Here is a 21,632-nt window from a genome sequence, read left to right as displayed (position 1 = left end):
TGCGGAGAGCAGGCCATGGATGGCCTGCGGCGGCGAGTCGGACAGGATGTCCGACCGAGCCGAGTAGCAATCCCCTGCAGGCCGGCGGCCGCAGCGCGTCCCCTCATCGAAGCCTCCGCTTTCAGCGACTCGATGCAACCCAACCCCACAAAACAAAACGCGCCGCCCTTCCGGACGACGCGCCTGCATCAATCATCAATCGCGGCCGCCGCAGCGGCACCTGATCACACCCGCGCGAACACCAGGCTGCCGTTGGTACCGCCGAAGCCGAAGCTGTTCGACATCACCGTGTCCAGCGTCGCCGCGCGGCTCTGCTGCACGATCGGGAAGCCTTCCACGCGCGGGTCGAGGGTGTCGATGTTGGCGGAGCCGGCAATGAAGCCCTCGCGCATCATCAGCAGGCAGTAGATCGCCTCGTGCACGCTGGCGGCGCCGAGCGAGTGGCCGCTGAGCGCCTTGGTCGATGACAGCGGCGGGATCTTGTCGCCGAACGCGTTGCGCACCGACTCCAGCTCGACCACATCGCCCAGCGGGGTCGAGGTGCCGTGCGTATTGAGGTAGTCGATCGGGTCGACGGCGCGGTCGCCGAAGCCTGCCAGCGCCATCTGCATGCAGCGCACCGCGCCTTCGCCGGACGGGGCCACCATGTCGACGCCGTCGGAGGTCACGCCGTAGCCGACCAGCTCGGCGACGATGTTCGCGCCGCGCGCCTTGGCGTGTTCGTACTCTTCCAGCACCAGCATGCCGCCACCGCCGGCGATGACGAAGCCGTCGCGGTCGATGTCGTACGGGCGCGAGGCGGTCAGCGGGCTGTCGTTGCGCTTGGTCGACAGCGCGCCCATCGCATCGAACTGGGCGGTCATGCCCCAGTGCAGTTCCTCGCCGCCACCGGCCACGATCACGTCCTGCGCGCCGTGGCGGATCAGGTCGGCCGCCGCGCCGATGCAATGCGCGGAGGTCGCGCAGGCGGCGGAGATCGAGTAGCTCAGTCCGCGGATGCCGAACGCGGTCGACAGCGTTGCCGACACGGTCGAGCCCATCGTGCGCGGCACCATGTACGGGCCGATCTTGCGCACGCCCTTGTTGCGCAGCAGGTCGCCGGTCTCGATCTGCCACTGCGGCGAACCGCCGCCGGAACCGGCGATCAGGCCGGTGCGCACATCGCGGACCTGCTCATCGCTCAGTCCGGCGTCGGCGATCGCATCGCGCATCGCGACGTAGGCGAAGCCCGCCGCATCACCCATGAAGCGCTTGAGCTTGCGGTCGATCTGTTCGGTCAGGTCGATCTGCGGCTCGCCGGCGACCTGGCTGCGCAGGCCCAGCTCGGCGTACTCGGGAATGAAGCGGATGCCCGGACGGCTCTCGCGCAGCGAGTCGGTGACGCTGGCCGGGTCATTGCCCAGGCACGACACCACGCCCATTCCGGTGACGACCACGCGTCGGTTTGCTGCTTGACGCATGCTCAGAAGCCCTCCGTCGAGGTGAACAGCCCGACCCGCAGGTCGGAGGCATTGTAGATCTCGCGGCCGTCGACCAGCGTCCGTCCGTCGGCGATCACCAGCTCCAGCTTGCCGCGCATGACCCGGCGGATGTCCAGCTCATAAGTGACCAGCTTCGCGTCCGGCAGCACCTGGCCGCTGAACTTGACCTGGCCCACGCCGAGCGCGCGACCACGGCCGGGAGCGCCCAACCAGGGCAGGTAGAAACCGCACAGCTGCCACATCGCATCCAGTCCGAGGCAGCCGGGCATCACCGGGTCGCCTTCGAAATGGCAGGGGAAGAACCACAGGTCGGGACGGATATCCATCTCGGCGCGCACGAAGCCCTTGCCGTACTTGCCGCCGTCGGTGGTGATCTGGGTGATGCGGTCGAACATGAGCATCGGCGGAGCAGGCAGGCGCGCGTTGCCGGGGCCGAACATCTCGCCACGGCCGCAGGCGAGCAACTGCTCGTAGTCGAACGAAGAAGGTCGATTCATGTTTTCACGCAACGAGGGGAAACGGTGGATTTTGCCGGTTTGGCGCGAAGAATGTATTGACGCGCATCAACGGCTGCTTTCCATACGAAAGCGTATGCATGCCGCAACCCTTTCCACTGCTGGACCAGCGCGGTTCACGCGGCCTGGTGGGCACGGCTGCCGATGTCGCTGCCGGCACCCTGGCCAGCCGTCCGGAACGCCCCGTCGTCTGTGCGCCAGTGCGCGCCGAGGCTGGCCGGGCGATCCAACGCGGCGACCAGGATCGCGTTGGCCAGCCGCGCCTGCCAGCCCGCCGCGCCCAGCACGCCGGTGCGGGCGATGGCCTCCTGCAGACGCCCGGTCGAGCGCACCGGGCCGGCCGCATGCCACATCAAGGCGCGTAGTTCTCGCAGGGCATCCGCACCCAGACCCGGCCCCCGCTCGATCTGCACGGTCTCGCCGTCCCCGGCTCCTTGGTCCGCCCCTGCTTCGCGGAACGAAGCCAGGTGCGCGCCGAGGCGGCGGCCGAACACCACGCCCTCCAGCAGCGAGTTGCTGGCCAGTCGGTTCGCACCGTGGACGCCGCTGCAGGCCACCTCGCCCACCGCATGCAGGCCCGGCAGGCTGGTGCGGCCGAGCTCGTCGACCGCCAACCCACCCATGTGGAAATGTGCCGCCGGCGTGACCGGAATCGGGCTGACCCGCGGGTCGATGCCATGTGCGATGCAGACCGCCAGCACGGTCGGGAACTCGCAGGGCCAGCAGATCCCGAGCCGGCGCGCGTCCAGCCTGACCAGTCCGCCATCGCAGTGGGCCTGCCAGACCTGGCGCGCCACCACATCGCGCGGGGCGAGGTCGCCCAGCGGATGCACGCCATCCATCAGCGGCCGACCCGCCGCATCCAGCAAACGCGCACCTGCGCCGCGCAGCGCTTCGGTGATCAGCGGCAGCGAGCTGGCGCGCACGTCCAGTGCAGTGGGATGGAACTGGACGAACTCCAGGTCGCGCGGCTGGGCGCCGGCGGCCAGCGCCAACGCCAGTCCCGCGCCGTCGGCACCGGCCGGGTTGGTGGTGCGCTCGAACAACGCGCCGATCCCGCCCGTCGCCAGCACCACGGTGTCGGTGTCCACCCACTCGCCGTCGTGTCCGTCATGTCCACCACAGTGCCGCCAGCGCACCCCCGCCACGCGCCCCGCGCGCAGCCGCAACGCATCCACCTCGACGCCCCCGCGCCAGTGGATGTGCGGCGCGCGCAGGGCCGCCGCCGACAACGCCGCCATCACGCCCGCACCGGTCGCATCGCCCCCGGCGTGCGCGATACGGGCCGCGCTGTGCCCTCCCTCCCGTCCCAGCAACAGGCCGTCGGCATCGCGGTCGAGTGCCACGCCCTGGGCCTCCAGCCATGCCACCGCATCGGCGGCACCGGCGGCCAGGATGCGGACCGGCTCCTGCTCGTTGCACGACGCGCCGGCCGCCAGCGTGTCGCGGATATGTGCCTCGACGCTGTCGTCCTTGCCGAGCGCGGCGGCGATACCGCCCTGTGCCAGGGTGCTGGCGGTGTCTTCGGCGTGCGCGCCTCGGCCCAGCAGCAGCACCGGGCGTGGCGCGGCGGCCAGCGCGACGCACAGGCCGGCGACCCCGGCACCGACCACCACCACGGGGCCGACCGACGCCATCAGATGCGCTCGCGCCTTCCCACGGCCAGCATCCGGTCCAGCGCGGCGCGGGCGCGCGTGACGACCTCGGGCGCGATCGTGATCTCGTGCTGGAGATCGCGCAGGCAGGCATGGATGTTCTGCAGGGTGATCCGCTTCATGTGCGGGCACAGGTTGCAGGGCTTGATGAACTCGACCTGCGGAAACTGGTCGCGCAGGTTGTCGGCCATCGAGCACTCGGTGACCATCGCCACCCGCGCCGGCTGGACCTTCTCCAGCCACCGGCCCATCGCGCTGGTGGAGCCGACGAAGTCCGCCTCGGCCAGCACCTCCGGCGAACACTCGGGGTGCGCGACCACCAGGGTGTCGAACTGCTCGCGCGTATGCCGGACCTGCTGCGCGGTGAACTGGTCGTGCACTTCGCAGGTGCCGTTCCACAGCACCAGCTCGACGTCGGTCTGGCCGGCGACCCATTTGCCCAGGTACTGGTCGGGCAGGAAGATCACCTTGGCGGCGCCCATCGACTCGACCACCTGCACCGCGTTGGCGGAGGTGCAGATCGCGTCGGATTCGGCCTTCACCGCGGCGGAGGTATTCGCGTAGCTGACCACCGGCACGCCGGGATGGCGCGCCCGCAGCGCACGCACGTCGGCGGCGGTGATCGAGGACGCCAGCGAGCAGCCGGCTTCCAGGTCCGGCAGCAGCACGGTCTTGTCGGGCGCGAGGATCTTCGCGCTCTCGGCCATGAAGTGGACGCCGCACAGCACGATCAGGTCGGCGTCGCAATCGGCCGCCGCCTGCGCCAGCGCCAGCGAGTCGCCGGTGATGTCGGCCACGCCGTGGAAGATCTCCGGCGACTGGTAGCTGTGCGCCATGATCACCGCGCCGCGCTGCTGCTTGAGCATGTTGATCGCGTCGATCCATGGCAGATGGATCGGCACCTCCATGCAGGGGATCAACTGCTCGAGCTTTTCCACCAGCGGCGCGTATTCAAGCTCGAGTCCGGGCCGCCAGCGCGGTGTGGCGAGGGCTGTGGAGTGGTTCATGGCATCACATAGCTGAAGGGATCAGGCACGTAAAACACCGTGCGGGAATAAACACCGTGCGGACGAGGCGGATCAGGTGCGCTGGCGACCCGCCGCATGCGCCGTGCGGGCCGCGCGGGCGAGGCGCGCGCCGCGGTTGAGGCCGATGCGCAGGCCCAGCGGCACCGATTCCCACGGCAACCGCTCCAGCAGGTTGCGCGCGGTCAGGCCCAGCTCGGTATCGCCGGTCAGCACCAGCCGGCGCTGGAAGAACAGCGTGTCCGCATCCTCCAGCCGGCTGGCGAGCAGCAGCAGGTCGGTCGCGGTACCGCGCACGCTGGCCTCGGGCGCCTCGTCGGTGACCGTCAACCGGGTGCCGTGCTGCTCGATCACCCAGCGCAGGCCCAGGTCGGTGACTTCGATGCCGAGCCGGCGGCCCTGCATGAAGTCCAGCGTGCCGTCCGCCAGCGGCGCCGCCAGCACGCGCTGCATCGCACGTTCCAGCAGGCGCCGCTGGGCGGTCAGGGGCACCACGCGCAACAACGGCGCCAGCCGCGACGGCGGCGGGATCAGACGCAGCAGCGCCGAATGGCGAGGGGAGGGAGCGTTGTGTGCGGAGGTGTCGTGCATGGCGGGAACGATCATGCGGTGGATGGCAGGTTGCCGGCCTTGATCCAGATCAGTTGCGAGCCCTTGCTGGCGGCAGGCGTGGTCGATCGCCAGGCAGGTCATCGCCCGCGCGGTCGCCGCGGGCAGGCCGATCCGCGATGCCAGCGACTGCGCGCGTGCATGCACCCGCGCCTCGCGGCCCGCATCGCGACCGGGTACGCCGGCGCGCTGCTTGATCCGCGCGGCGTGGCGCGCCAGCCGGCCGCGACCGGCCAGCAGCAGCAGCATCGCGTCGTCGACACCGTCGATCGCCCGGCGTACCCAGGCCAGCGCGACCGGGTCAGGCGTCGTTGGTGGCATGGGTGGGGTCGGCTGCATGGCGGTCGTCCTGGTTGGCGGGCTCCGCGGCGGAATGGCGGTCCGGCGCGCTCGCCGGTGGGTGGAAAGGACGCGACGACAGGAAGTCATCGCTGCGCCGTCCGACCCGGCGCAACGCGCACCACAGCGCGCCATACGCCAGAAGCAACGCCAGCCCGGCCAGCCGCGCCAGCCCGTCGTGCGGCCACGCCACGGCGGCGATCAGCAACGCACACGCCGCCACGTGCCAGGCCAGCACGCGGCCCTTGTCGGCATCGGGCAGCAACTGCTGCACGCTCGGAACCAGCACGCCGCGCGGGCAGGCGCGCTGCAGGCCGATCCAGCCCAGGAAGGCCACGATCTCCATCTGCATGCCGATCACCAGCAGCGGCACGCCGACCGCAATGGCCAAGATGCCCGCCAGCATCCCGTCGCCCACGCCCAGCAGCCACGGTGCAACCAGCAGGGCGAGCAGGCCTGCGCGCCAGCTGCGCACCAGCGGCCGGCCGCGTTTGCGCGGCGCGCTCCACTGCAACCACAAGCCCGCCAGCGCGAAGGCGGTCACCAGCAGCGCCGCACCCAGCCGCAGCGCGCCCGGCTCGCCGTCCACCACCCAGTGGATCGATCCGGGCAGCAGCACCATCAGTACGGCCAGCAGCCAGGTGGATTGGCTGCGCACCGACGTGCTGGCCGTGCCCTGGAACATCGGCATCGTGACCCGCCCCACGCTGGCGATCAGCACCAGCATCCAGCCCAGCACGCCCCAGCCGGCGTGGATGTCCGCCCAGGGCTGCAGTGGCAGTCCGGCACGGCCCGACAGCCCCACGGTCATGCCGATCCCGAGCGCCGCGGTCACCAGCGCCGCCAGGATCGCCATCGCGATACCGGTCCGCAGCAATGCCTGGCCGGCCGCCCGCCACAGACCCGGCAATGTCATCACCGCCAGGCAGCCGAATGCCAACGCCAGCACCGCCGCCGCCATCAGCAAACCGTCCCACCACCGGCCCAGGAATCCCGCCACCAGTCCGGCCGCGCCCAGATTGAGCAGCGCGTGCAGCAGATGCGCTGCGCGCGGGCCGCCGGTGATCCGCACCCCCGCCACCACCGGCAGAAACTGCAGCAGTGCGCCGAACATGACGTTGCCCAGCATTCCCAGGGTCAACATGTGCACGGCCGCCAGCGTCATCGGCGACCAGCGATCGACCACGGCCGCCTCGCCGCCGGCCAACAGCAGCACGCCCGTCAACGCACCCCACAGCGGTGCGCTGAGCAGGAACCGGCGCGGCAACGCCGGTGCCGGCGCGCGATCAAGGGCGAGTCGTGCCAATGTCCGCGCCCTGCTTTTGTCGGGCCTGTGCTTGCCGGGCTTGCGCCGGCTCGCCCTGCTCCGGCGGGTCCGCAGCACCCTGTCCATGCGGACACCGGATCAGCGTCAGCACGCCGCCATCGGCCAGCGCCCGGCTTTGCGTCAGCAGGCCACGCGCCGCCAACAGATCCAGCAACGGGAGCGGCATCAACGGGGTCAGCACCGCGACCTCTCCGCCCGGAAGCAACGTATCGGCGGCCGCCAGCGCACGCGCCATCGGCTCGGGCGCCGGCAACCCGCGGAAGTCGAGCGCGGTTTCAGGCCGTGCATCCATTGACGGCCCGGCATCGTCGTCCATGGCCGGCGCCGCCGGTGTCCACAGCCGACGGATCAACGACACGGACGGATGCTCATTGGAGGGTCTCGCTGCGCGACTCCACGACCGGCGTCGACGACATCCGCGGCAGATCCTTGACAAGATGCGACACCGGCACCCGGCCATCGATTCCGGCCGCGTCCAGGCATTCGGCCAGGCCGCAGCACGGCATGGGCTGAAACCCGCCGAATTCGTACTCACTCATGACGTATGGACCTCTTTACCGCGACACGCAGGCAATCACCGCACTGCGCCTGCAGCAGACCACGCACAGCCCGCGACACCCGTGATCTGGATCAAGCGCTTGCCACAACGGCTCCGGCAGCCCGGAAAATTTGATCCAGATCAGAATCCGCTGCGTCATTCCTGCCACCCTTCCCGAAAATCCACGCCGGTCGCAATTCCGCCCGCCATTCCTGTCCGCATTACCCACCGTTTCCCCTCTCCCGGAGAGTCCGCAGATGAAGCGCACAACCGTTTACCTGATACCGCTGCTGGCGGCGCTGGCACTGGCCTTGCCGGCCTGTGACCGGAGCAGCACACCCACTGCCACGCCGGCGGCCGATGCCACCGCGCAGGAGACCGGCGGTTCCCGCAAGGGCGATTTCGGACCGCCGCAGGGGGAACCGATCAAGGCCGTGCTGACCAGCCCGCCGCATGTGCCACCGGCCACCGGCCGCAGCCACCCAGCCAAGGTCATCGTCGAGCTGGACGTGATCGAGAAAGTCATGCCGATCTCCGAAGGCGTGGACTACACGTTCTGGACCTTCGGCGGCACCGTGCCGGGCAGCTTCATCCGCGTGCGGCAGGGCGACACGGTGGAGTTCCACCTGCGCAACATGCCCGACAGCAAGATGCCCCACAACATCGACCTGCACGGCGTGACCGGCCCCGGCGGCGGCGCGGCCTCGAGCTTCACCGCGCCCGGCCGCCGCACCCAGTTCACCTTCAAGGCGCTCAACGCCGGCCTGTATGTCTACCACTGCGCGACCGCGCCGGTCGGCATGCACATCGCCAACGGCATGTACGGAATGATCCTGGTCGAGCCGCCGGAGGGCCTGCCGGCGGTGGACAAGGAGTACTACGTGATGCAGGGCGACTTCTACACCACCGGCAAATACCGCGAGAAGGGCCTGCAGCCGTTCGACATGGAAAAGGCGATCGATGAGCACCCGACCTATGTGCTGTTCAACGGCTCGGAAGGCTCCACCACCGGTGACAAGTCGCTGACCGCGAAAGTCGGCGAAACCGTGCGGATGTACGTCGGCAACGGCGGCCCGAACCTGGTGTCGAGCTTCCACGTGATCGGCGAGATCTTTGACAAGGTCTGGTACGAAGGCGGCACCAAGTACCAGGAGAACGTGCAGACCACGCTGATCCCGGCGGGCGGCGCGGCGATGATGGAGTTCCACCTGGAAGTGCCGGGCAGCTACGTGCTGGTCGACCACAGCATCTTCCGCGCGTTCAACAAGGGTGCGCTGGCGATCCTCAAGGCCGATGGGCCGGAGAACAAGGAGATCTACTCGGGCCTGGAAGTCGACGAGATGTACATCGGCGACCGCGCGGCACCGAACCTGGCCGCCGTCGCCGTGGCCGCCGCCGCGCAGAAGACCGGCGAGCTGACCGTGGAGGAGCAGATCCAGGCCGGCAAGGAACTGTTCATGGGCACCTGCTCGACCTGCCACCAGGCCAACGGCCAGGGCATGGCCGGCGTGTTCCCGCCGATCGCCGACTCGGACTACATCAAGGCCGACCCGAAGTCCCTGCCGCGGGTGATCCTGCATGGCCTGGAAGGCCCGGTCACGGTCAACGGCACCGACTACAACTCGATCATGCCGCCGATGAACCAGCTCACCGACGACGAGATCGCCAACATCTCGACCTACGTGCTCAACAGCTGGAACAACCCGGGCGGCAAGGTGACCAAGGCCGAGGTCGCCGAGATGCGCAAGACCAAGCCGGCCAACGCCTCGGCGGGCCACTGACGTGATCGGCAAGCTCGCCGCCGCGTTGCTGGTCGCGATCCCCGTCGCCGGTGCTCTCGCCGGCGGCGCGGACTACCTGCCCGTACCCGGCGGCAGCTTCGCCAGCGCGCTCAACTACGAGGACGCGCCCGGCAAGCAGCCGGTCGCGGCCTTCTCGATGATGCGCACGCCGGTCACCAATGCGGACTTCCTCGCGTTCGTGAAGGCCCAGCCGCAATGGCGGCGCGACCGCGTCCCCGGCGTGCTGGCCGAGGCGCGCTACCTGTCGCACTGGGCCGGCCCGGTGGAACTGGGCGAGGACGCCAAGCCCGGCCAGCCGGTCGTGCAGGTGAGCTGGTTCGCCGCCGATGCCTACTGCGCCGCGCAGGGCGCGCGGCTGCCGACCTGGACCGAATGGGAGTACGTCGCGGCGGCCGACGAGACCCGCCGCGACGCCCGCCGCGACCGGGCCTGGCGCGAACGCATCCTGCGCTGGTACTCGCGCCCGTCCAACACCGCCCTGCCGCGCGCCGGCCTGCAGCCGGCCAACGTGTACGGGATACAGGACCTGCACGGCCTGGTATGGGAATGGACCGAGGACTTCTCCTCGTTGCTGATGGACGCCGACAACCGCAACCAGGGCGATCCCGACAATGCCCGCTTCTGCGGCGCCGGCGCGCTGTCGATGAACGACCGCGACAACTACGCCGTACTGATGCGGGTGGCGATGCTGTCCTCGCTCAGTGCCGAAGCCACCACCGGCAACCTCGGTTTCCGGTGCGTCAAGGACACACCATGAAACGACTGATGCTCACCCTCGCCGCCGCGCTGTTGTGCAGCAACGCGCTGGCGGCCCCGCCCACCCCACAGAAACAGGCACCCCTGCCGCGCGACTCGGTGTACCAGCTGCAGGTGCAGCTGACCGACCAGGACGGCCGGCAGGCCGCCTGGGCCAGCAAGCGCGGCGCGCCCCAGCTGGTGTCGATGTTCTACACCTCGTGCCAGTACATCTGCCCGCTGATCATCGACAGCGGCAAGGCGGTCGAGAAGCAGCTGACCGACGCCGAACGCGCGCGCCTGGGCATCACCCTGATCAGCATGGACCCGGTGCGCGACACCCCGGCCGCACTGAAGACCGTGGCCGACAAGCGCAAGCTCGATCCGGCGCGCTGGACCCTGGCCAGCCCGCCCGCCAGCGACGTGCGTGCAATCGCCGGCGTGCTCGGCATCCGCTACCGCGCGCTCGCCGATGGCGAGTTCAACCACACCAGTGCGCTGGTCCTGCTGGACAGCGAAGGCCGGATACTGGCGCGCACTGAAAAGGTCGGCAGCCAGCCCGATCCGGAGTTCGTTGCCGCCGTCCGCAAGGCGTTGCGCTGACGCACCCCATGGACCGATCCGCCCGGGCGACGCCGCGTCGCAGCTCAAGACGCAGGCAATGGCTGGCCTGCATCCCTGCCGGACACCGCCTCAGCCACGCACACCCGGCGGGCTGAGGCAGAACGGCGTGCAGGGCGGAGAAGGGATTTACGCGGTCTCGCGGGCCAGTCGCCCCAGCGTCGCCAGCGCCGACTCCGTCCGCGCGTCCAGCCGGTGGCCGCAGTTGAGCCGCAGGCAATGGCCGAAGCTGCGGCCGGCCGAGAACATCGGTCCCGGCGCGATGCTGATGCCCAACTGCGCGGCACGCTGCTGGATCACCAGCGCGTCGGCGGGCGGCGGCAGCTCCAGCCACAGGAAGTAGCCGCCGGCCGGTCGCGTCACCCGGGTGCCGGACGGAAAGTGCCGGGCCACTGCATCCAGGTACTGCGCCTGCTGCGTCGCCAGAGCCTTGCGCAGCCGCCGCAGGTGGCGGTCGAAGCCGCTGTGCTGGAGGTACTTCGCCAGCGCCGCCTGGGTCGGCACGCTGGTGTTGAGGGTGGTGGTCAACTTGCGACGGGCGACCTGCTGCGCGAACCGGCCCGGTGCGACCCAGCCGATCCGGTAACCGGGCGCCAGGCTCTTGGAAAACGACGAGCAGTGCATGACCAGTCCTTCGCGGTCGAACGCCTTGGCCGGCAGTGGACGCTCGTGGCCGAAATACAGCTCGGCGTAGACGTCGTCCTCGATCAGCGGAATCCGGTGCCGCGCCAGCAGTTCCACCAGCGCACGCTTGCGCTCGCTCGACAGACTCGCGCCGAGCGGGTTCTGGAAGTTCGTCATCAGCCAGCAGGCTTTCGGCGCATGCCGCGCGATCGCCGCCTCCATCGCCGCCAGGTCGATACCCTCACGCGGATGGGTGGGCACCTCGATCGCGCGCAGGCGCAAGCGCTGCAGCACCTGCAAGGTCGCGTAGAAACACGGTGACTCGACCAGCACCGCATCGCCCGGCCCGGTCACCGCGCCGATGCACAGGTTCAGCGCCTCCAATGCGCCGTTGGTGACGACGATCTCGTCGCTGCCGACCTGCATGCCGCCGAGCCGGTACCGCAACGCGATCTGCCGGCGCAGCTCCGCGTTGCCGGGCGTGAGGTCATCGACGGTGCTGCGGGGATCGAGATGGACGGCGGTGGAGGCGAGCGCGCGGCCCAGCTGCCGGAGCGGGAACAGCTCCGGATCCACGAACGCCGAGCCCAGCGGCACCACGTCGCGCGCCATCGACGACTCCAGCACCTGGAACACCAGGTCGCTGACCTCCACCGAACGCGACTCGCCATCGGGCTGCGACGGCAACTCGGGCTCCGGCGCACGGGCCACCGCGGCGGCGTTCACGTAGTAGCCCGAACGGGGCCGCGAATGGACCAGCCCGCGCGCCTCCAGCAGGTAGTACGCCTGGAACACCGTCGACGGACTGACCCGGTGGGCGGCACTGGCCTGGCGCACCGACAGCAAGCGGTCGCCGGGCTTCAGCAGCCCCTGCCGGATCGACCCGGCGACGTCCTCGGCCAGCGCTTCATAGAGCTTCATCGTCGGCTCCTCGCCTTCGGTCGAACCTGAACCCGCTGAACTGATACGGTTTTTTACCAATCGCCTGAGTCTACGGGAACTGATCCGGTCACCGTATCCTGCGACGTTGAATGGATGTTCCTGCCGGACGTTCCGACCGGACACCCCCCAACGGAACCGCTTCCGATGAACCCGCAAGTCGAAATCACCCTCGCCCTGATCCTGTTCGTGCCGTGGTTTTCCATCCTCGCGGTGCTGTTCTGGGTCTATCCACGGCAGCCGCGGATGCCCGCCCGCACCGTGTTCGACAGCCTCAGCCTGGCGACCGCCACCGCGCTGGCCGCGTGGGGCATGCAGCGCGGCTACCACCTGGCCGACCCGGCCTATGGCGCCATGTGGAAGCAGGTGGTCGCCACGATGGGCGCGTACGGGATGTTCCTGCTGGCGATGACGGTCGCCGTCGGCCTGCGCCACCGCTGGCTGCGGCGGCTCCGCGACGCCGGCGCCCCCTCGCCGGAGGCCGCAACCGCCTCCGCACCCGCCTCGACCCGGGAGTTCGCGTCATGAAGACCCTGCTCATCCTCGGCTTCCTCGGCGTGATCATCTACAATCTCGGCGCTGGCCTGTATTACATGCTGGTCGATACCGGCACCAGCAAACGCACGGTCAACGCGTTGACCAGACGCATCACGCTATCGATCGTGCTGATCGGGCTGGTGATTGCCGGCATCGCCATGGGGATCCTCCAGCCTCACGGTGTCGGTGCCTGACTGGCGATGCCTGACCGGCCTTGCGACCCCGCCCGCCGTACCTCCCCACGGCCCGGACCGGTTTGATCCAGATCAACTCCCCACCCAGTTGGCTCCAGGAAAATAGGTGCCTACACAAATGAAGGTTTTCCATGACTGTGCATGACGATGCCATGGCGATGCCGGCTGGCCCCGGTGACTCCGCGCTGGGTGACTCCGCGCTGGCCGCGCCCCGCGGCTACTACAACGACAAGGTGGTCCACCAGTTCGTGGTCGCGACCATGTTCTGGGGCATCGTGGGGATGGCCGTCGGCGTGTTCATCGCCGCCCAGCTTTACTGGCCGGCTCTGAACTTCGACACCCCCTGGCTGAGCTACGGCCGGCTGCGGCCGCTGCACACCAACGGCGTGATCTTCGCGTTCGGCGGTTCGGTGCTGTTCGCCACCAGTCTGTATGTCGTGCAGCGCACCTGCCACGTCCGGCTGATCTCCGACAAGCTGGCCAGCTTCGTGTTCTGGGGCTGGCAGGCGGCGATGGTCAGTGCCGTCATCACCCTGCCGATGGGCATCACCCAGGGCAAGGAATACGCCGAGCTGGAATGGCCGATCGACATCCTGATCGCGGTGGTCTGGGTCGCCTACGGCTGGCTGTTCTTCCGCACCATCGCCAAACGCCGGGTCAAGCACATCTACGTCGCCAACTGGTTCTACGGCGCCTACATCATCGGCGTGTGTTTGCTGCACATCGTCAACAACCTCGTCTTCCCGGCCGGGCTGTTCAAGTCCTACTCGGTCTACAGCGGCGCGGTCGATGCGATGGCGCAGTGGTGGTACGGCCACAACGCGGTGGCGTTCCTGCTGACCGTCGGCTACCTGGCGATGATGTACTACTTCGTGCCCAAGCAGGCGCAGCGGCCGATCTACTCCTACCGGCTGTCGATCGTGCACTTCTGGGCGCTGATCTCGGTCTACATGTGGGCCGGTCCGCACCACCTGCACTACACCGCGCTGCCGGACTGGGCACAGTCGGTCGGCATGGTGTTCTCGGTGATCCTGCTGGCCCCGAGCTGGGGCGGCGCGATGAACGGCATCCTCACCCTGTCGGGCGTGTGGCACAAGCTGCGCACCGACCCGATCCTGAAGTTCCTGATCGTGGCGATCAGCTTCTACATGATCGCGACCTTCGAAGGCCCGCTGTTGTCGATCAAGACCGTCAACTCGCTCAGCCACTACACCGACTGGACCGTGGGCCACGTCCACGCCGGCACCCTGGGCTGGGTGGCGATGATTTCCTTCGGCTCGCTGTACTCGCTGTATCCGCGCCTGATCGGTGCCAAGGCGATGTACTCGACCAAGTGGATCGACGGCCATTTCTGGCTGCACACCGTCGGCGTGGTGTTCTACATCGCCTCGATGTGGATCGCCGGCATCACCCAGGGCCTGATGTGGCGCGCCACCAACGCCGACGGCACGCTGACCTACAGCTTCGTGGAGTCGCTGGCGGTGACCTATCCGTACTACCTGGGACGCCTGCTCGGCGGGCTGATGGTGCTGGCCGGCATCTGCCTGATGTCCTGGAACATGTGGCGCACGCGCCAGAGCGTGCTGGCTCCGGCCGCACATCCGGTGCTGGCGCCGCACGCGGCCGAAGTGCAGGGCTGAGGACAAAAAGATGGCTATTGGACACGAGAAGGTTGAGAAAAATATCGGCTTGATGGCCGTCCTGGTCGCCGTGGCGGTATCGCTGGGCGGGTTGGCGGAGATCGTGCCGCTGATGTACCAGGCCGAGGCGATCGAGCCGCTGCCGGGCGTCAAGCCCTACCCCGCACTGCAGCTGGCCGGCCGCGACGTCTATGTGCGCGAGGGCTGCTACAACTGCCACTCGCAGATGATCCGCACCCTGCGTTTCGAGACCGAGCGCTACGGCCACTACTCGCTGGCCGGCGAGTCGGTGTACGACCGCCCGTTCCAGTGGGGTTCCAAGCGCACCGGGCCGGACCTGGCCCGGATCGGCGGACGCTATTCCGACGACTGGCACCGCGTCCACATGACCGACCCGCGCGCGGTGGTGCCGGAGTCGAACATGCCGGCGTTCCCGTGGCTGGAAAAGAACGAGGTCGACGGCAAGGCCATCACCCGCCACATGAAGACCCTGCAGCGCCTGGGCGACCCGTATACCGACGAGGAAGTCGCCAGCGCCGCCGACGACGTGGCCGGCAAGACCGAGCTCGACGCGGTGGTGGCGTACCTGCAGGGCCTGGGCCTGAATGCCCCGCGTGGAGGTTGAGCCATGCTTTCGGGAATCATCACCGTCGTGCTGATGCTGATATTCGTGGCGGTCTGGGTCTGGGCCTGGAGCCCACGGAACAAGCAATCCTTTGATGAAACCGCACGCCTCGCGCTCGACGAGGGTCCGGGCAACAACACCGCCGAAGGCGCGGGGGAGCCGCACGCATGAGCACCAGTTGGTCGTGGTATGTCATCGTCCTTGCGGCGTTCAACCTGCTGGGCTGCGTCTGGCTGCTGTGGTGGACGTCCAAGCGCCGCCCCGGCGATCCCAAGCCGGAGGAGACCAGTCACTACTGGGACGAGGACATCACCGAGTACAACAAACCGATGCCGCGCTGGTGGATCCAGGGCTTCTTCATCGCGATCGCGTTCGGTTTTGCCTACCTGTTCTGGTACGGCGGCTGGGGTACCTACTCCGGCCTCAGCGGCTGGAGCTCGCAGGCTGAGCACGCCAGCGACAAGCAGGTCTGGGATGCCACCCTGGCCGAAACCTTCCGTCCGTATGACGGCAAGCCGATCGACCAGCTGGCGAACGACCCGGTCGCGCTCAATCTGGGCCGCTCGATCTTCGCCAACACCTGCGCCACCTGCCATGGCTCGTCGGCGCAGGGCGCGATCGGCTACCCCAACCTGACCGACGACATCTGGCACTGGGGCGGTGCACCCGACCAGGTGCTGGAAACCGTGCTCGACGGCCGCGAAGGCGTGATGCCCGAGTGGGGCAAGGTGTTGACCGGCATGGGCGGCGAGCATGCGGTGGATTACGTCATCGCCTACGTGCACGTCCTCGGCACGCCCGGCCAGTCGGTGCAGAACGACTTCATGGCCGCGCAGGGCAAGAAGCTCTACGACGGCGTGTGCGTGGCCTGTCACGGGGTCGATGGCAAGGGCAACCAGGCCGTCGGCGCGCCCGACCTGACCGACAATTACTGGATGTACGGCGACAGCAAGGAAAGCCTCCGACAGACCATCGTCAATGGTCGCCACGGCGTGATGCCGGCGCATCGCGAGCTGCTCGGAGAGACCCGTTCGCGGCTGGTCGCGGCCTACGTGTGGTCGCTGTCCAACCCGCCCGCAGCAGGAGCCACGGGCACCACGCCCAAGGCCGCCCCGTGAGCCAGTACGCGCCGCCATCCCCGATGGACCACCCGCCGCGCCCGATGGCGCAGCGGGTCGGCGCGATCCTCTGGCCCAGCTTCTTCGCCGCCGGCGTGGCGACGATGGTGTTCTTCGCCTTCATCGACCCGCTGCAGCTGCGCGACATGACCTTCCCGGACGTGCCGATCACCAGCGGGGTCGGTTACACGATCGGTTTCTTCATGTTCTGGCTGGCGACGGCGTCGTCGAGCCTGTTCACCTGGCTGCTGCTGCGGCCGGCGAGCCGTTTCAACCGGTCCTTACCCCCCCAGAAGTAGTCATCCAGAAAGGCAGTCCGCGGTGAGCAAGAAAATCGACATCGACCTCCTCGACGACGGCAGCGGAAGCTCCGTCTACGTCAAGGAGCGCAAGGTGTATCCGCGCGATGTCAGCGGCCGGCTGGACCGGTTGCGCAAACTGGCGGTGTTCTGGCTGCTGGGGATGTACTACGTGTTTCCGTGGCTGGACTGGGACGGCCGCCAGGCGGTGCTGTTCGACCTGCCGGCGCGCAAGTTCTACGTGTTCGGCCTGACCTTCTGGCCGCAGGACTTCACCTTCCTGGCGATGCTGCTGATCATCCTGGCGCTGGTGCTGTTCTTCGTCACCGCGCTGGCGGGACGGATCTGGTGCGGCTACGCCTGCCCGCAGACGGTCTGGACCGAGGTGTTCCTGTGGATGGAGCGCTGGACCGAGGGTGACCGCGCCAAGCGGATGAAGCTCGATGCCGGCCCGTGGAACCGCGACAAGATCCTGCGCAAGGGCTCCAAGCACGTGCTGTGGATCGCGTTCGCGCTGTGGACCGGCTTCACCTTCGTCGGCTTCTTCACCCCGATCGTCAGCCTGGCCGAACGCGCCTGGCCGTTCGACTGGAACGGCTGGGAGACTTTCTGGGTGCTGTTCTATGCCCTGGCCACGCTGGGCAACGCGGGCTTCCTGCGCGAACAGGTGTGCAAGTACATGTGCCCGTATGCGCGCTTCCAGAGCGCGATGTTCGACCGCAACACCCTGATCATCGCCTACGACCCGATGCGCGGCGAGCCGCGCGGCCCGCGCCGCCGTGGCCTGGGCGACGTGATCTCCCGCGGTCGCGGCCTGCTCGACAAGGCGCTGGCGTACGAATTGGTATTCCGCGCCAGCCGCCATGACGCGGCCGGCAACGCGATGGAGTACGCGCGCACCGAGGCCGGCAAGCCCAACGACGCGGCCTTCGGCGCCAGTCTGGAAGTCGCACTGCCGCGTCCCGCGCCCGACGCCGCCGGCGACTGCATCGACTGCACCATGTGCGTCCAGGTCTGTCCAACCGGCATCGATATCCGCGACGGCCTGCAATACGACTGCATCGCCTGCGGCGCCTGCATCGACGCCTGTGACGAGGTGATGGACAAGATGGGCTACCCGCGTGGCCTGATCCGCTATTCCACCCAGAACGCGATCGACGGCGAGCCCACCCGTATCCTGCGTCCGCGCGTGTTCATCTATGCCGCGCTGCTGGTGGTGCTGGTCGGCGCCTGGGCCTGGGGCATCGCTGCACGCAGCCCGCTGATCGTCGACGTGCTGCGCGACCGCAATGCGCTGTACCGGGTAACCACGGACGGCATCGACAACGGCTACACCCTGAAGCTCGTCAACAAGACCGACCGGCCGCAGCAGTACCGCATCGAGCTGGAGTCGACCACGCCCGGGATCGTCCTGCGCGGCGGCACCCAGTCCGCCCAGGCCGACGCGGCGCAGGTGATCTCGCTGCCGGTCGAGGTGACCGCGCCAGCCACCGTGCAGGGCCGCCACGACCTGCGGTTCGTGATTGAGTCCGCTGACGGCAAGACCCGCCAGGTCGTGGACAGCAGCTTCTTCGGACCGACCCAATGAACCGACCAGACCCCAACGACAAACCCTCCGCCGGCCAGCACGACGGCAAGCCGGAGTCGCCGTGGCGCATGCCGATCATCTGGCTGGTGATCGCCTTGCCGGCGGTGGTGGTCATCGCCAGCATCGGGCTGATCTTCATCGCCAGCGACGGCAACAACGACGTGATCCGCGACGATGTCCAGCGCACCGCGCAGATCCAGACCGCCGACCTGGGCCCGGACGCGGTCGCCGCGCAGGAGAAGCTCAGCGCGATCGTGCGCATCGACGCCGAACTCGGAATCATCGAGGTGCTGCCGGTCAGCGGGAAGTTCGACACTGCCGCACCGCTGTGGCTGACCCTCGCCCATCCCACGCTCTCGTCGCAGGACCAGGCCTTCGTGCTGGAGCCCTACGAACTGGGTTGGCGTGCGCCGGCCGAGCTGGATATCAGCCACGACTGGAAGGTCTCGCTCGGCCCCGAGGACAGCCACTGGCGTCTGCGGGGACGCCTGCCGAAGGACCAGCAAGCCACCGACCTGCGGCCTTCGTTGCAGGCACCGTAGGCATGCGATGAGCGTGGCGCTGACCTCCGGCGTGGCCGCACACCCCGATGCGCTGCTCGCCGACACCGGCGGTTGCCATCACTGCGGCGAGGCCCTGCCCGCGACGCCGGCGCGGGTCGAGCTGGACGGTGCGGTACGCGCCTTCTGCTGCGACGGGTGCGCGGCCGCCGCACAGTGGATCCGCGAGGCCGACCTGGGCGACTACTACCGCCTGCGCAGCGAACACGCCGGCCGCGTCGACCCGGAGCCGGTCGACCTGGCCGTGTGGGACCGCGACGAGTTGCTGGCCGAACACGCCCACGACATCGACGGCGGCCGCGAAATCACCCTGCTCACCGACGGCATGCGCTGCGCTGCCTGCGCGTGGCTGATCGACCGCGTGCTGGCGCGCGAACCCGGCGTGCTGGAGGCCGGCGCGAACGCCGTCACCGGCCGTATCCGGCTGGCCTGGAACCCGGCCGAAACCACCCTGTCGCGACCGCTGCAACGGCTGGTGACGCTCGGCTACCGGCCCTATCTGGCCAGCGGCGAAGCGCGTGAAAGCGCCAGGCGGCGCCAGCGCAACCGCGACCTGATCCGGGTCGGCGTCGCCGGGATGGGCGCGATGCAGGCGATGATGCTGGCCGGCTCGCTGTACCTGGACACCACCGGCTCGATGCCGGTGCCGACCCGCGACTTCTTCCGCTGGCTGACCTTCCTGGTCTCCACCCCGGTGGTGTTCTACGCCGGCTGGCCGTTCATCACCGGTGCCTGGCGCGAGCTGCGCCATCGCCAGCTCGGCATGGACACCCTGATCGCCGGCTCGACCCTGCTGGCCTACTTCGCCAGCGTGGTCGGCACCATCCGCGGCAGCGAGCACGTCTGGTACGACGCGGCGGTGATGTTCGTGTTCCTGCTGTCGATCGCGCGGCTGCTGGAGCAGCGCGCACGCAACATCGCCAACGCGCAGGTCGATGCACTGGCGCGGGCGCGGCCGGCGTTCGCGACCCGCGAGCTGGCCGACGGAAGCCGCGAGTCGATCCCGCTGTCTGCCCTGCTGGTCGGGGATCTCGCCTGCGTCGCGGTCGGCGAGGTGGTGCCGGCCGACGGCGAGCTGGTCGACGGCCAGGCCCGGTTCGAGGAAGCCCTGCTGACCGGCGAATCCAGCCCGGTCGACAAGGCCGCCGGCGACCGCGTGTACGCCGGCACCGTCTGCCGCGAACAGCCCGCAAGATTGCGCGTCACCGAGACCGGCAGCGCGACCCGGCTGTCGCAACTGGCGCGGCTGGTCGAACAGGCGCAGGCGCAGCGGCCAGCTCTGGCGCGCGCGGCCGAGCGCATTGCCCACTACTTCGTCAGCGGGCTGCTGCTGGCGACGGTCGCGGTGTATTTCGGCTGGCGCGCCCACGACCCTTCGCGCGCGTTCGAGGTCACCCTCGCCCTGCTGGTGATCAGCTGCCCCTGCGCGCTGTCGCTGGCCGTGCCCACCGCGCTTGCGGCGGCCCATGGCGCACTGGCGCGGCTGGGCGTGCTGGCGGTGCGCGAGAACGCGCTGGACCGGCTTGCCGACGCGACCGACGTCGTGTTCGACAAGACCGGCACCCTCAGCGACGGCCGCCCGGTGATCGCCGACGTGGAGACTTTCGGCGACTTCACGTCCGACCAGGCGTTGCGTATCGCCGCCGCACTGGAACGCGACAGCGGCCACCCGATCGCGGCCGCGTTCGCGAAGATCGACAACCCGCCGCCCGCCCGCGACGTGCTCGCGGTGCCCGGCCAGGGCATCCAGGGCGATGTCGAGGGGCGGCACTGGCGACTGGGCCAGGCCGGTTTCGCCGCCGAAGCCGTCGATGATGGCCGGATCTGGCTCGGCGACCACCATCCCGATGACGGCTGGCGTGGCGTCGCGTGCTTCCAGCTGGCCGAATCCCAGCGCCCCGATGCCCGCGCGGCGGTCGACGCGCTCCGCGCGCAGGGACTGGCGGTGCACCTGTCCAGCGGCGATGCCGCCCAGGCCGTGGAACGTTTCGCGCACCAGGTCGGCATCGAGGATTCGCACGCGCGGCAAAGCCCGGAAGACAAGCTCGCGTACGCGCGCGGGCTGCAGCAGCGCGGGCGCATCGTGGCGATGGTCGGCGACGGCCTCAACGATGCGCCGGTGCTGGCCGGTGCCGACGTGTCGCTGGCGATCGGCGAAGGCGCCGCCCTTGCCCAGCGCGCCGCCGACCTGGTGCTGACCGGGCGTTCGCTGACGCGCGTGCCCGAGGCGATCGCGGTCGCCCGCCGCACCCGCCGGGTGATCCGGCAGAACATCGGCTGGGCACTGGGCTACAACCTGCTGGCATTGCCGCTGGCCGCGGCCGGCCTGGTGACGCCATGGATCGCCGCGCTCGGCATGGCGCTGTCATCGCTGATCGTGACCGCCAACGCGCTGCGCCTCACCCGTGTGCGGGCGACCACGGCCCCTTCGGCGCCCGCAGCCACCACTTCCGCCACCGCGAGCGCCCACCCATGAACATCCTGCTGTTTCTCATCCCGGTCAGCATGGCGGCCCTGATCCTCGCGGCCTGGGCGTTCGTCTGGGCGGTCAGGCGCGGCCAGTTCGAGGACCTGGACACGCCCGCGCTGGACATCCTGCGCGAGGATGAACACGACCGGCCGGTGCGCGCCCCGTCCACGCCGGCGACCGGCGACAGCCCCACGACCGGTCCGGGCCAGGCTTCCCCGGCGGTGCCGCTCGACAGGCCCGCCTCCGCCACGACACCAGCCGACTCGACTCCGGCCGACCCGACTCCGGCGGCGACCTCCACCGGCACTGACACGAGCGGTGAGACGGAGACCGGCAGCAAACCACTGGATGCCGCGCAGACCCCGTCCCGCGACGGGCGCGACGGCTGAGC

Annotated in this window: 23 protein-coding genes; 14 read left to right on the top strand and 9 right to left on the bottom strand. The window is 69.2% G+C overall.

Annotated elements, in window-relative coordinates; translation table 11 throughout:
* Positions 1 to 224 precede the first annotated feature (224 nt).
* The 8 genes from fabB to N792_RS14040 form a co-directional block, all read right to left on the bottom strand.
* Entirely contained in the window at positions 225 to 1,460 is a 1,236-nt protein-coding gene (fabB, locus tag N792_RS11060) for a beta-ketoacyl-ACP synthase I (RefSeq protein ID WP_036195073.1), read from the bottom strand.
* A gap of 2 nt (positions 1,461 to 1,462) precedes the next feature.
* On the bottom strand, positions 1,463 to 1,978 hold the full coding sequence (fabA, locus tag N792_RS11055; protein ID WP_036195072.1) for a 3-hydroxyacyl-[acyl-carrier-protein] dehydratase FabA: 516 nt from the start codon (positions 1,976 to 1,978) through the stop codon (positions 1,463 to 1,465).
* A gap of 134 nt (positions 1,979 to 2,112) precedes the next feature.
* Positions 2,113 to 3,633 carry an L-aspartate oxidase gene (locus N792_RS11050; RefSeq protein ID WP_036195069.1) on the bottom strand — a complete coding sequence of 507 codons (1,521 nt, stop codon included), beginning with the start codon at positions 3,631 to 3,633 and terminating at the stop codon, positions 2,113 to 2,115.
* A complete protein-coding gene (nadA, locus tag N792_RS11045) occupies positions 3,633 to 4,658 on the bottom strand; it encodes a quinolinate synthase NadA (protein WP_036195066.1) in 1,026 nt (341 codons plus the stop codon). The genes N792_RS11050 and nadA overlap by 1 nt, the downstream gene beginning before the upstream one ends.
* Positions 4,659 to 4,730: 72 nt before the next feature.
* Positions 4,731 to 5,624: a ubiquinone anaerobic biosynthesis accessory factor UbiT gene (gene ubiT / locus N792_RS13525; RefSeq protein WP_224743874.1), complete on the bottom strand. Its 894-nt coding sequence runs from the start codon at positions 5,622 to 5,624 to the stop codon at positions 4,731 to 4,733.
* Positions 5,587 to 6,930 (bottom strand): hypothetical protein, encoded by a 1,344-nt coding sequence (locus N792_RS11035; protein WP_191150479.1) that lies wholly within the window; start codon positions 6,928 to 6,930, stop codon positions 5,587 to 5,589. The genes ubiT and N792_RS11035 overlap by 38 nt, the downstream gene beginning before the upstream one ends.
* Positions 6,911 to 7,309, bottom strand: a complete 399-nt coding sequence (locus N792_RS11030) for a DUF2249 domain-containing protein (RefSeq protein WP_224743875.1) — start codon at positions 7,307 to 7,309, stop codon at positions 6,911 to 6,913. The genes N792_RS11035 and N792_RS11030 overlap by 20 nt, the downstream gene beginning before the upstream one ends.
* Before the next feature lie 10 nt (positions 7,310 to 7,319).
* Positions 7,320 to 7,490: a hypothetical protein gene (locus N792_RS14040; protein WP_156969387.1), complete on the bottom strand. Its 171-nt coding sequence runs from the start codon at positions 7,488 to 7,490 to the stop codon at positions 7,320 to 7,322.
* Positions 7,491 to 7,746: 256 nt separating this feature from the next.
* Here N792_RS14040 and nirK point away from each other — a divergent pair, with 256 nt between their 5' ends.
* From nirK to N792_RS11015, 3 genes are read left to right on the top strand one after another with little or no spacing between them, the layout of a single operon-like run.
* Positions 7,747 to 9,270 (top strand): copper-containing nitrite reductase, encoded by a 1,524-nt coding sequence (nirK, locus tag N792_RS11025; RefSeq protein ID WP_036195064.1) that lies wholly within the window; start codon positions 7,747 to 7,749, stop codon positions 9,268 to 9,270.
* 1 nt (position 9,271) lies between these two features.
* Positions 9,272 to 10,048: a formylglycine-generating enzyme family protein gene (locus tag N792_RS11020; protein WP_036195062.1), complete on the top strand. Its 777-nt coding sequence runs from the start codon at positions 9,272 to 9,274 to the stop codon at positions 10,046 to 10,048.
* Positions 10,045 to 10,629 (top strand): SCO family protein, encoded by a 585-nt coding sequence (locus tag N792_RS11015; protein ID WP_036195059.1) that lies wholly within the window; start codon positions 10,045 to 10,047, stop codon positions 10,627 to 10,629. The genes N792_RS11020 and N792_RS11015 overlap by 4 nt, the downstream gene beginning before the upstream one ends.
* A 147-nt stretch (positions 10,630 to 10,776) precedes the next feature.
* Here N792_RS11015 and N792_RS11010 read toward each other — a convergent pair whose 3' ends face one another.
* Positions 10,777 to 12,192 carry an aminotransferase-like domain-containing protein gene (locus N792_RS11010; RefSeq protein WP_036195057.1) on the bottom strand — a complete coding sequence of 472 codons (1,416 nt, stop codon included), beginning with the start codon at positions 12,190 to 12,192 and terminating at the stop codon, positions 10,777 to 10,779.
* Between the two features lie 165 nt (positions 12,193 to 12,357).
* Here N792_RS11010 and N792_RS11005 point away from each other — a divergent pair, with 165 nt between their 5' ends.
* From N792_RS11005 to ccoS, 11 genes are all read left to right on the top strand, one after another.
* Positions 12,358 to 12,738, top strand: a complete 381-nt coding sequence (locus N792_RS11005) for a hypothetical protein (RefSeq protein ID WP_052103993.1) — start codon at positions 12,358 to 12,360, stop codon at positions 12,736 to 12,738.
* Positions 12,735 to 12,941 (top strand): twin transmembrane helix small protein, encoded by a 207-nt coding sequence (locus tag N792_RS11000; RefSeq protein WP_036195054.1) that lies wholly within the window; start codon positions 12,735 to 12,737, stop codon positions 12,939 to 12,941. Before N792_RS11005 ends, N792_RS11000 begins: the two co-directional genes overlap by 4 nt.
* A 158-nt stretch (positions 12,942 to 13,099) precedes the next feature.
* Entirely contained in the window at positions 13,100 to 14,581 is a 1,482-nt protein-coding gene (ccoN, locus tag N792_RS10995; protein WP_084105745.1) for a cytochrome-c oxidase, cbb3-type subunit I, read from the top strand.
* 10 nt (positions 14,582 to 14,591) lie between these two features.
* Positions 14,592 to 15,206, top strand: coding sequence for a cytochrome-c oxidase, cbb3-type subunit II (ccoO, locus tag N792_RS10990; protein ID WP_036195052.1), 615 nt, complete (start codon positions 14,592 to 14,594; stop codon positions 15,204 to 15,206).
* Positions 15,207 to 15,209: 3 nt separating this feature from the next.
* Positions 15,210 to 15,377: a cbb3-type cytochrome oxidase subunit 3 gene (locus N792_RS13850; RefSeq protein ID WP_084105733.1), complete on the top strand. Its 168-nt coding sequence runs from the start codon at positions 15,210 to 15,212 to the stop codon at positions 15,375 to 15,377.
* Positions 15,374 to 16,324, top strand: coding sequence for a cytochrome-c oxidase, cbb3-type subunit III (gene ccoP / locus N792_RS10985; protein WP_036195050.1), 951 nt, complete (start codon positions 15,374 to 15,376; stop codon positions 16,322 to 16,324). The genes N792_RS13850 and ccoP overlap by 4 nt, the downstream gene beginning before the upstream one ends.
* 23 nt (positions 16,325 to 16,347) lie before the next feature.
* Entirely contained in the window at positions 16,348 to 16,623 is a 276-nt protein-coding gene (locus N792_RS10980; protein ID WP_191150543.1) for a hypothetical protein, read from the top strand.
* A gap of 22 nt (positions 16,624 to 16,645) precedes the next feature.
* Positions 16,646 to 18,211 carry a 4Fe-4S dicluster domain-containing protein gene (locus N792_RS10975; protein WP_052103990.1) on the top strand — a complete coding sequence of 522 codons (1,566 nt, stop codon included), beginning with the start codon at positions 16,646 to 16,648 and terminating at the stop codon, positions 18,209 to 18,211.
* Complete coding sequence (locus N792_RS10970; RefSeq protein ID WP_084105731.1) at positions 18,208 to 18,753, top strand: FixH family protein; 546 nt, start codon at positions 18,208 to 18,210, stop codon at positions 18,751 to 18,753. Before N792_RS10975 ends, N792_RS10970 begins: the two co-directional genes overlap by 4 nt.
* A 7-nt stretch (positions 18,754 to 18,760) precedes the next feature.
* Positions 18,761 to 21,247 carry a heavy metal translocating P-type ATPase gene (locus tag N792_RS10965; protein WP_036195044.1) on the top strand — a complete coding sequence of 829 codons (2,487 nt, stop codon included), beginning with the start codon at positions 18,761 to 18,763 and terminating at the stop codon, positions 21,245 to 21,247.
* A complete protein-coding gene (ccoS, locus tag N792_RS14320; RefSeq protein ID WP_084105729.1) occupies positions 21,244 to 21,630 on the top strand; it encodes a cbb3-type cytochrome oxidase assembly protein CcoS in 387 nt (128 codons plus the stop codon). Before N792_RS10965 ends, ccoS begins: the two co-directional genes overlap by 4 nt.
* Positions 21,631 to 21,632: the final 2 nt, after the last annotated feature.

It is taken from the genome of Lysobacter concretionis Ko07 = DSM 16239 (assembly GCF_000768345.1).
In the GTDB taxonomy this organism is placed as follows: domain Bacteria; phylum Pseudomonadota; class Gammaproteobacteria; order Xanthomonadales; family Xanthomonadaceae; genus Novilysobacter; species Novilysobacter concretionis.
Note: the sequence above shows the minus strand (reverse complement) of the source record. Positions and strands in the feature narration are given on the sequence as shown.